The sequence below is a fragment of the Chromatiales bacterium 21-64-14 genome, from assembly GCA_002255365.1.
Lineage (GTDB): Bacteria > Pseudomonadota > Gammaproteobacteria > 21-64-14 > 21-64-14 > 21-64-14.
The window spans coordinates 63,386-71,632 of the sequence record NCBI01000019.1; the positions used below are offsets into that span (position 1 = coordinate 63,386).

General features: G+C 65.8%; 10 protein-coding genes, 2 tRNA genes and 2 pseudogenes. 11 read left to right on the forward strand and 3 right to left on the reverse strand.

Annotated features, from left to right (window positions below; translation table 11 throughout):
- Positions 1–59: 59 nt before the first annotated feature.
- Positions 60–1,034: a biotin synthase BioB gene (locus B7Z66_10100; protein ID OYV76156.1), complete on the reverse strand. Its 975-nt coding sequence runs from the start codon at positions 1,032–1,034 to the stop codon at positions 60–62.
- 62 nt (positions 1,035–1,096) lie between these two features.
- On the opposite strand from B7Z66_10100, the gene B7Z66_10105 reads away from it, so the two are divergent.
- The 8 genes from B7Z66_10105 to B7Z66_10140 all read left to right on the forward strand — a co-directional run bounded on the left by B7Z66_10105 (position 1,097) and on the right by B7Z66_10140 (position 6,643).
- Positions 1,097–1,846 (forward strand): hypothetical protein, encoded by a 750-nt coding sequence (locus B7Z66_10105; GenBank protein ID OYV76157.1) that lies wholly within the window; start codon positions 1,097–1,099, stop codon positions 1,844–1,846.
- A gap of 5 nt (positions 1,847–1,851) precedes the next feature.
- Entirely contained in the window at positions 1,852–2,727 is an 876-nt protein-coding gene (locus tag B7Z66_10110) for a 4-(cytidine 5'-diphospho)-2-C-methyl-D-erythritol kinase (GenBank protein ID OYV76158.1), read from the forward strand.
- 64 nt (positions 2,728–2,791) lie between these two features.
- Positions 2,792–2,866 (forward strand) — tRNA-Gln (locus B7Z66_10115).
- A gap of 103 nt (positions 2,867–2,969) precedes the next feature.
- Positions 2,970–3,908 carry a ribose-phosphate pyrophosphokinase gene (locus B7Z66_10120; GenBank protein OYV76169.1) on the forward strand — a complete coding sequence of 313 codons (939 nt, stop codon included), beginning with the start codon at positions 2,970–2,972 and terminating at the stop codon, positions 3,906–3,908.
- Positions 3,909–4,024: 116 nt separating this feature from the next.
- Positions 4,025–4,705 carry a 50S ribosomal protein L25/general stress protein Ctc gene (locus B7Z66_10125; protein OYV76159.1) on the forward strand — a complete coding sequence of 227 codons (681 nt, stop codon included), beginning with the start codon at positions 4,025–4,027 and terminating at the stop codon, positions 4,703–4,705.
- A gap of 54 nt (positions 4,706–4,759) precedes the next feature.
- The gene (locus B7Z66_10130; GenBank protein OYV76170.1) at positions 4,760–5,320 is read left to right on the forward strand and encodes an aminoacyl-tRNA hydrolase; all 561 of its coding nucleotides are present in this window, start codon (positions 4,760–4,762) and stop codon (positions 5,318–5,320) included.
- 61 nt (positions 5,321–5,381) lie between these two features.
- Complete coding sequence (locus B7Z66_10135) at positions 5,382–6,473, forward strand: redox-regulated ATPase YchF (GenBank protein OYV76160.1); 1,092 nt, start codon at positions 5,382–5,384, stop codon at positions 6,471–6,473.
- A 93-nt stretch (positions 6,474–6,566) separates the two neighbouring features.
- A tRNA-Met gene (locus B7Z66_10140) sits at positions 6,567–6,643 on the forward strand.
- A gap of 152 nt (positions 6,644–6,795) precedes the next feature.
- Here B7Z66_10140 and B7Z66_10145 read toward each other — a convergent pair.
- A pseudogene (locus tag B7Z66_10145) lies at positions 6,796–6,939 on the reverse strand (integrase).
- Between B7Z66_10145 and B7Z66_10150 the strand changes: the two are divergent.
- From B7Z66_10150 to B7Z66_10160, 3 genes and pseudogenes are all read left to right on the forward strand, one after another.
- Positions 6,939–7,130, forward strand: a pseudogene (locus B7Z66_10150) (IS4 family transposase). The pseudogenes B7Z66_10145 and B7Z66_10150 sit on opposite strands and share 1 nt — an antisense overlap.
- 199 nt (positions 7,131–7,329) lie before the next feature.
- Positions 7,330–7,572 (forward strand): twitching motility protein PilT, encoded by a 243-nt coding sequence (locus tag B7Z66_10155; protein ID OYV76161.1) that lies wholly within the window; start codon positions 7,330–7,332, stop codon positions 7,570–7,572.
- The gene (locus B7Z66_10160) at positions 7,569–7,982 is read left to right on the forward strand and encodes a VapC toxin family PIN domain ribonuclease (GenBank protein OYV76162.1); all 414 of its coding nucleotides are present in this window, start codon (positions 7,569–7,571) and stop codon (positions 7,980–7,982) included. Before B7Z66_10155 ends, B7Z66_10160 begins: the two co-directional genes overlap by 4 nt.
- A 91-nt stretch (positions 7,983–8,073) precedes the next feature.
- On the opposite strand, the gene B7Z66_10165 is transcribed toward B7Z66_10160, so the two are convergent.
- A partial coding sequence (locus B7Z66_10165) for a hypothetical protein (protein OYV76163.1) occupies positions 8,074–8,247 on the reverse strand: 174 nt, incomplete at its 5' end.

Here is an 8,247-nt window from a genome sequence, read left to right on the forward strand (position 1 = left end):
AATCCCCGCATAGCGGCCGTAACCCGCGTGGACGCAGTTTCCAAGGACCCCATAGGCACTCAGAGCGGGTGCAGCCCGAGGCGCTCGAACAGCCGCCGGTCCTGGTCGGCCTCCGGGTTGCCAGTGGTAAGGAGCTTCTCGCCGTGGAAGATCGAGTTGGCACCCGCGAGGAAACACAGGGCCTGGAGCTCATCGCTCATGTCGGTGCGCCCGGCCGACAGACGCACCATGGAGCGCGGCATGAGGATGCGCGCCACCGCGATGGTGCGCACGAAGTCCAGGGGATCCGGCGGCGCGGCATCCGCCAGCGGCGTGCCCTCCACCGCCACCAGCTGATTGATGGGGACGCTCTCCGGATGCCGGGGCAGGGTCGCCAGGGTCTGGAGCAGCGCGGCACGATCGTCCACGTCTTCGCCCAAGCCGATGATCCCGCCGCAGCACACCCGCATACCCGCGTCGCGCACGTGGCCCAGGGTCTCCAAGCGCTCGTCATAAGTGCGCGTGGTGATCACCGCGCCGTAGAATTCGCGCGAGGTATCCAGATTGTGGTTGTAGTAGTCGAGTCCCGCATCGTGCAGCCGCAGCGCCTGGTCCGCGCTGAGCATGCCCAGGGTCATGCAGGTCTCCAAGCCCAAGGCCTTCACCTGCTCCACCATCTCCAACAAGCGCGGGAAGTCCTTCTCTTTCGGACTGCGCCACGCCGCACCCATACAGAAACGGCTCGCCCCGCGTTCGCGCGCCGCGCGCGCCGCCGCCACCACCGCGTCCGCGTCCAACAGCGGTTCCGCGGTGAGTCCGGTCCGATAGTGGGCGCTCTGCGGGCAGTAGCCGCAATCCTCGGGGCAGGCGCCGGTCTTGATGCTGAGCAGCGTGCTGATCTGCACCCCGTTCGGATCGAAATACCGGCGGTGCAGGCCCTGGGCCTGATACAGCAGGTCCGCGAAGGGCAGATCGAACAACGCGCGCACCTCCGCCACCGTCCAGTCGTGGCGCACCGGGTCGCGGAAGGCGGCTGGCTTGGTAGCGGGCGGCATCGGTATACTCCTGCGGGCTGGGGCCACGGAATGGGCCCCTATCGCCGGGGACTATATCGCCCATGGAATGGCTGTCAACCCGCGCGCGGCAACGAGTCGACATCTGGCTACATAATGCCCGAACCCTCTGGTGGCCGAGCCCGTGCGTACTGTGCCGCGCCAGCGCCCCGCCCAACCGCGACCTGTGCCCCGGCTGTCAGGCCGATCTCCCCGCCGCCGCGCCCGGCTGCCCGGTGTGCGGGGTGCCGCTGGCCCGGACCGGGCCCGGCGTACCCGTTCCCTGCGGGCGCTGCCTGCGCCGCCCCCCCGCCTTCGACGCCCTGCACGCCGCGTTTCAGTACGCCGACCCAGTGGCGTGGTTGATCCAGCAGATGAAATTCCGCGGCCGGCTGCCCCTGGCGCGGCTGCTCGGCGAGCTGCTGGCGGAACGCCTGGCGGCCCGTGGCGGCGCGCACCCGGACTGCATCGTGCCGGTGCCCATGCACCGGGCACGGTTGCGGACCCGCGGATTCAACCAGGCCCTGGAACTGGCGCGCCCGGTGGGCCAGCACCTGGGGGTGGCGGTGGATGCGGCGAGCTGCCGGCGGGTGCGGCCCACCGCAGCGCAGTCGGGCCTGTCCCTCAAGGCGCGGCGCGCCAACCTGCGCAACGCCTTCGCGGTCGCGCCCGGGTTCCGGGCACGGCACGTGGTGATCCTGGATGACGTGGTGACCAGCGGTCAGACCGCGCACGAAGTGGCGCGGGTCCTGCGCCGCGCCGGGGCGCAGCGGATCGAGGTCTGGACGCTGGCCCGCGCCCTGCCGCACCATTAGGCCCCATGCCTACCCCCCCCAAAACCGGGCCCGCGGCGGACCCGGCCTTCCCCTGGCCCGCGCCAGCCAAGCTGAACCTGCTGCTGCGGGTCGTCGGGCGGCGCACGGACGGCTACCACCGCCTGCAAACCGTCTTTCAGTTTCTCGACCGCTGCGACCAGCTGCGTTTCACGCCGCGCCCTGACGCCGCGGTGCGGCGCAACGGCGGGCCGGCCGGGGTCCCCGAGGACCAAGACCTCACGGTGCGCGCCGCGCGGCGGCTACAGGAGGCCACCGGATGCCGCCGCGGGGTGGAGATCCACCTGGACAAGCGCCTGCCGCTGGGAGGCGGCCTTGGGGGGGGCAGTTCCGACGCCGCCACCACCCTGGTGGCGCTGAACCGGATCTGGGGCCTCGGGCTGGGTGTGGAACACCTGGCGGAGCTGGGCCTGGGCCTGGGCGCCGACGTGCCGGTGTTCGTGCGCGGCCACGCCGCCTGGGGCGAGGGCGTGGGCGAGCAGCTCACCCCGCTGGAACTGGAGACCCCCTGGTACCTGGTGCTGGTGCCCGCGGTCCTGGTCTCCACCCGCGAGGTCTTCCAGGCGCCGGAATTGACACGCAACTCCGTCCCCATCACAATTACCGATTTCCTAGCCGGGACAACCACAAACGATTGCGAGCCGGTGGTTCGCGCGCGTTATCCCGAGGTGGACCAAGCCCTCGCGTGGCTGAGTCGGCATGGCGCGGCACGCCTGACCGGCACTGGTGCCTGCGTGTTTGCCGGCTATCCGGTGCGGTCTCACGCCGAAGCCGTTATGGCGGCGTTGCCCGCTGGGTGGAACGGTTTCGTGGCACGGGGTTTGAACCGCTCCCCGTTGCTGGATGCGATGGATGCGAAATGAGGGAGGCTGGATCCGGAGATCCGGACCCGCCGTCATTCCGCATCCATCGTTCAGCGATCCCGTATGGGGCGTAGCCAAGCGGCAAGGCACTGGGTTTTGATCCCAGCATTCCCAGGTTCGAATCCTGGCGCCCCAGCCAGTTGTTGGACCAAATCGTCGGGACCGAGCGGGGCGCCGCCATCGGCAGGCCGCGCATCCGCAAACGCCGACACAGACGGGACATCACCGTGACCGACGGCCGAATGGTGGTCTTCACAGGGAACGCCAACGCACAACTCGCGCAGGATGTGGTCAATCACCTGCGGGTGCCCCTGGGCAAGGCGATCGTCGGGTGCTTCAGCGACGGCGAGGTCATGGTGGAGATCATGGAGAACGTGCGCGGCGCCGACGCGTTCGTGATCCAGCCCACCTGCACCCCCACCAACGACAACCTGATGGAGTTGCTGGTGCTGGTGGATGCGCTGAAGCGCGCCTCGGTGTACCGGGTCACCGCGGTGATCCCCTATTTCGGTTATGCACGCCAGGACCGGCGCCCGCGCGCGGCACGCGTGCCCATCAGCGCCAAGGTGGTAGCGAACATGATCGGCACCGCCGGCACCGACCGGGTACTCACCGTGGACCTGCATTCGGATCAGATCCAGGGCTTTTTCGACGTGCCGGTGGACAACGTATACGCCTCCCCGGTGTTGCTGGGGGAGATCTGGCGCCAGAAGTACCCGAACCCGATCGTGGTATCGCCGGATGTCGGCGGCGTGGTGCGCGCCCGGGCCATCGCCAAGCGCATGGACGACGCCGAGCTGGCGATCATCGACAAACGCCGCCCGCGGCCCAACGAGGCGAAGGTGATGCACATCATCGGCGATGTGCGCGGACGCACCTGCGTACTGATGGATGACTTGGTGGACACCGCCGGCACCTTGTGCGCGGCGGCGCGGGCGCTGAAGCGCAACGGCGCCCCAAAAGTGGTGGCCTACTGCACCCATCCGGTGCTGTCCGGCCCCGCGGTGGCGAATATCGCGGCGTCCGAACTGGACGAAGTCGTGGTGACCGACACCATCCCGCTGCGCCCCGAGGCGCGCGCGTGCGAGAAGATCCGCCAGCTCAGCATCGCGGAAATGCTCGCCGAGTCCATGCTGCGCATCCACACCGATGAATCGGTGAGCGAATTATTTATGGATTGATCGTTATACGGCCTGGGGCGCGCGCGGACCGCGGGCGCCCCAGGCCAACCAGCCCGCCCCTGGTCGCGGGGGTGGGAACCAGCCGCGGTAGCGGCGCATTCGATAGGAGCAAGACCATGGCAGTCGAATTTGAACTGAACGCTGAAGTTCGCAGCGACAAGGGGAAGGGTGCGAGCCGCCGCCTGCGTCGTACGGACAAGGTGCCCGCCATCCTCTACGGCGGCGGCACGGAATCCCTACCGCTGGTGCTGGACCACAACGAGGTGTTGCGGCGTCTGCGCCATGAGGCCTTCTATTCGCACATCCTCACCGTCAAGGTAGCGGGCCGGGAAGAGAAGGCGATCCTGCGCGACCTGCAGCGTCACGCCAGCCGCTTGCAGATCCTGCACATGGACTTGCAGCGCGTCAGCGAGACCGAGGTGATCCGCGTACACGTGCCCTTGCACTTCACCCATGCCGACATCGCGCCGGGCGTGAAGCAGAGCGGGGGCGTGGTCAGCCACCAGGTGTCGGAAGTGGAAGTGGAGTGCCTGCCCAAGGATCTGCCGGAATACATCGAAGTGGATCTGTCTCAGACGCAACTCGACCAGACCATCCACCTCGCCGAGCTCACCCTGCCCGAGGGTGTGGCGCTCGTCGACCTCATGCACGGCGCGGATCACGATCAGCCGGTGGTATCGATCCACCTGCCCCGCACCGCGGTCGAGCCCGAGCCCGCGGCCGCGGCCGCCGCGGCAGGTGCTCCGGCCACCGGCGCGGCGCCACCGGCGGGCGACACCAAGCCCCAGGCATCCTGATGCCGGCCGCCGGTGGCGCCGTTGTCCTCTGAGGCCAAGGCGGGCATCGCGGCGCTGGTGGGGCTTGGCAATTTCGGCCCCGAGTATCTGGCCACCCGGCACAATGCCGGGTTCTGGTTTGCCGATGCGGTAGCCGGCCAGTACCGGGGCCGGTTCCGCACGGAAGCCAAGTTCCACGGCGAGGTGTGCCGGGTCGAGGTGGAAGGCCAGCCCCTGTGGCTGCTCAAACCCCTCACCTACATGAACCGCAGCGGCCTCGCGGCGGTGGCGCTCGCGAGTTACTACCGGATCCCGCCGGAGCGGATCCTGGTCGTGCATGACGATCTGGATTTCCCGCCCGGCACCGTGCGCCTGAAATCGGGCGGCGGCGCGGGCGGCCACAACGGCCTGCTGGACCTCACCCGCGCCCTGGGCAGCGAGCACTACCTGCGCATGCGCATCGGAATCGGACGCGCCGCGGGCCGGGAACAGATGGTGGACTACGTATTGAGCACCCCCTCGCGCACCGATCGGGATCAAATCGAGCACGCCATCGAGCAGGGGCTAGGCATCCTGCCGAGCCTGGCCAACGGCGCGTGGGAACACGCAGTACAGCAGCTCCATAGCGCGCCCTAACCGGGTGCGGCCGCAGGCAAGATCGCCGCGTGCCGGAACGAACTCCTGAAAGGAACCCTCCATGGGCTTCAAATGCGGCATCGTCGGACTCCCCAACGTGGGCAAGTCGACACTTTTCAACGCCCTCACCCGCGCGGGCATCGCGGCGGAGAACTACCCGTTCTGCACCATCGATCCCAACGTCGGCGTGGTGCCGGTGCCGGACCCGCGCCTCGACGCACTGGCCGCCATCGTCCACCCGAAGCAGATCGTGCCCACCACCATTGAATTCGTCGACATCGCCGGGCTGGTGGCCGGCGCCTCCAAGGGCGAGGGCCTCGGCAACCAGTTCCTCGCCCATATCCGCGAGGTCGACGCCATCGCCCATGTCGTGCGCTGCTTCGAGGACCCGGACGTGATCCACGTCGCCGGCAAGGTGGATCCGCTCTCGGACATCGACGTCATCGACACCGAACTCGCGCTCGCCGATCTCGACACCGTCGAGCGCGCCCTGTCCAAAGTGGGCAAGGCCGCGAAGGTGGGCGACAAGGACGCCATCCCGCGCGCCGCCCTGCTGGAGCGCATCCGCGCCACCCTCGACCAGGGCAAACCCGCCCGATCACTAGACTACAGCGACGAGGAGCGCATCCTGCTGCGCGAGCTGCACCTGCTCACCCTCAAGCCGGCCCTCTATCTGGCCAACGTCTCCGAGGACGGATTCCGCGCCAACCCCTATCTCGACCGGGTGCGCGACCGCGCCCAGAACGAGGGCGCCGAGGCGGTCGCCATCTGCGCCGCCATCGAGGCCGAGATCGTCGAACTCGAGCCCGCCGACCGCACCGAATTCCTCGCCTCCATGGGCCTGGAGGAGCCGGGCCTCAACCGGCTCATCCGTGCCGGCTACCACCTGCTCGGCCTGCGCACCTTCTTCACCGCCGGGCCCAAGGAAGTGCGCGCCTGGACCGTCGAGGCCGGCGCCACCGCGCCGCGCGCCGCCGGGCGCATCCACACCGACTTCGAGCGCGGATTCATCCGCGCCGAAGTGATCCACTATGACGACTACATTCAGTACCAGGGCGAGCACGGCACCAAGGACGCCGGCAAACTGCACGTGGAAGGCAAGGAGTACGTAATGCAGGAAGGCGACGTGGTCCACTTCCGGTTCAACGTCTAGGGGGCCGGGCGGGCCGGGGGCCGTACCTTGACATCCCCGGGCCGGGCACCGAAAATGCCGCTCCCATCCCTGTTATATAGTATTGATATTCCTGGCTACGTAGCTCAGCTGGTTAGAGCGCGGCACTCATAATGCTGAGGTCGGTGGTTCGAGTCCACCCGTAGCCACCAACCCATCCACCTGCTTTCACTACTGTTTTTTATTGCTTACCACCACGGATCACCCGCAGTCGGGGCCCAACGTGACCAAAACGTGACGTACTTGCGTTTTTGGTCTTGCTTCCAAGCAGTTGGAACACTTCCCGCGGATCGCTCGCGTACTTCTGATCCAACACCGCCACCGCACTGCGCACCTGCTCGGGTGCCAGGTGCGCATACTTCTCGGTCACCTGGTACGAGGTGTGCCGCAGCAGATCGCGCACCTGCATCAGCGGCACCCCCGACTGCACCAGCCACGCCGCACACGATCAAGCAGCACCTGCGCATTAAGAAGTTCTTCGGCACCTCGGAGAATGCCGTGAAGGCCCAAATCTGGACCGCCGTGTCGGTGTATGTGCTCGTGGCCATCGTCAAGAAGCGGCTCAACCTGGATGTCTCGCTCTACACTTTGCTACAGGTTTTCTCCGTCACCCTGTTCGAGAAAATCCCCTTAAACAAGAACTTTCTCGACACCGCGCACAGATGCGACGATGATGTGTTTTGTAACCAACTGAATCTACTCGATTCTTAACCAGACACTAGTGATAATGTATGTATTTCCAGGCCAATGCGGCCTAACAAAAAAGTGCCCTGCCAGTTGACTTGACGGCCTTCTAGGCATATGCTTTGACATATGCCACAAGCCAGAGGATACCCTAATGTCAACTCCTGAACGCCATGCCCGCCTCTTTCGTAACGGGCGCAATCAGGCACTACGAATCCCTCGCGAGTTCGAACTGGAGGGCGAGGAAGTAATCATCCACAAAGAAGGTGACCGCCTGATCGTGGAGCCGATCCGCAAGGGAAAGCTGCTGGCACTGCTGGCCTCCCTGGATCCCCTGACTGAACCCTTCCCCGATATCGATGATGACCTGCCTCCACTGAATGACGTGCAACTGTGAGTGCATCACTTGCGTATTTGCTGGACACCAACATCCTGTCCGATCTGGTTCGAAATCCACAGGGTGAGGTATCGGCACAGATCACCAAAGCAGGCGAGGATAGAGTCTGCACCAGTATCGTTGTCGCTGCAGAACTCCGTTATGGCGCGGCCAAGTCAAACTCGGCAAAACTTGTGGAGCGTATCGACTTGATCCTCTCAGCATTGGAAATGCTGCCACTGGAATCCCCTGCCGACCACCAATATGCAGCAATACGCCATCACCTCACACGTCAGGGAACCCTCATCGGGCCAAATGATCTACTGATTGCCGCACATGCCCTCGCATGTAACCTTACGCTTGTGACCGCCAATGTCGGGGAATTTTCAAGAGTGCCACGACTGAAAGTGGAAAACTGGTTACGGACGTAGCTGAAAAAAGAATTTATTCTTGCTGCATCTATAGTAAATAGCGCTTTCTCTTTAGTGTCTGCAGATGCCAGTCTTTGCCTGCCAGTGCCGGTCACTCCCACTCTATTGTAGCTGGCGGCTTGCCGGAGATGTCGTAGGCGACGCGTGAGATGCCCGCCACCTCGTCGATGATCCGGCGCGAGACCAGATCCAGGAATTCATAGGGCAGATGCGCCCAGCGCGCGGTCATGAAATCCACCGTCTCCACGGCGCGCAGGGCCACCAC

What these genes read in the sequence shown, in the direction of transcription:
- B7Z66_10100 (OYV76156.1), bottom strand. Translation starts at nt 1,034, where the DNA reads ATGCCGCCCGCTACCAAGCCAGCCGCCTTCCGCGACCCGGTGCGCCAC.
- B7Z66_10105 (OYV76157.1), top strand. Translation starts at nt 1,097, where the DNA reads ATGGAATGGCTGTCAACCCGCGCGCGGCAACGAGTCGACATCTGGCTA.
- B7Z66_10110 (OYV76158.1), top strand. Translation starts at nt 1,852, where the DNA reads ATGCCTACCCCCCCCAAAACCGGGCCCGCGGCGGACCCGGCCTTCCCC.
- B7Z66_10120 (OYV76169.1), top strand. Translation starts at nt 2,970, where the DNA reads ATGGTGGTCTTCACAGGGAACGCCAACGCACAACTCGCGCAGGATGTG.
- B7Z66_10125 (OYV76159.1), top strand. Translation starts at nt 4,025, where the DNA reads ATGGCAGTCGAATTTGAACTGAACGCTGAAGTTCGCAGCGACAAGGGG.
- B7Z66_10135 (OYV76160.1), top strand. Translation starts at nt 5,382, where the DNA reads ATGGGCTTCAAATGCGGCATCGTCGGACTCCCCAACGTGGGCAAGTCG.
- B7Z66_10155 (OYV76161.1), top strand. Translation starts at nt 7,330, where the DNA reads ATGTCAACTCCTGAACGCCATGCCCGCCTCTTTCGTAACGGGCGCAAT.